Source organism: Niallia yueguangensis, assembly GCF_052663115.1.
Map to the genome: position 1 here is coordinate 1 of NZ_JBQTCX010000062.1, position 727 is coordinate 727.

1 protein-coding gene is annotated in these 727 nt (G+C 40.6%); it reads right to left on the reverse strand.

Annotation, left to right across the window (positions count from 1 at the left end; all coding sequences use genetic code 11):
- Positions 1-693, reverse strand: a 693-nt coding sequence (locus ACTYA4_RS22125) for an IS3 family transposase (RefSeq protein ID WP_443483698.1), incomplete at its 3' end; no start/stop codon positions are given.
- Positions 694-727 lie beyond the last annotated feature (34 nt).

A 727-nucleotide genomic window follows, 5' to 3' on the forward strand; every position in this document is an offset into this window, starting at 1 on the left:
TGTGATATCTGTCAGTAAAACTTTTCCAGGTATTCCTTGCTTAAATTCCCTGTTTAATTTGTTAGGGACAACCTGATGCTCTTTTGTCGCTTTAGCGATCCTTTTATAAGGATTTGGTCTCCTGTGAGGACAGACGATTCCATATTTCTTCATAATTCTTTGGATCTTTTTACGGCTAAAGATTATGTTAAAATCATTCTCCAATATCATTTTAATGGAGCGTGAACCTTTCTTATATCCTTGCCGATCGAAGGCCTTTAAAACGATTTCCTTCGCTTCCAAGTCCAATTTCTCCCTTGCTTCTCGGATAGAGGAAGCCTTTAGGAAGCTATAATATCCAGACCGGGAGACCCCTAGTAGGTCACAAAAATACCTGGTCATCCCCTTAAATCCATTTTGTTCTATGGTCTCCTGAATCAATTGATAGGCTCTATTCGGATTTAGATTTTCGCTTGCGTTTAGCAGCCTCCTTTCTGTCGTTTCTAGCTTTTTTAACAACTCCACTTGTCCTTCCAACAATTCAATTCTTGCCTTTTGCCTTTCAATCACTTCGAACGGTGTAAGTTCTCGTTTCAAAGGTCTGCCGGAAGCCGTTTTCCTCGAATCAGTAAGCCCTATCAATCCATTCTTTTCATAAGCTTTCTTCCACCTACAGGCTGACTGTTCGATTCGTTTTATTCCTATAACGTCCACATCGAAGCCGTTCTCCACAAATATCTGACGAGGG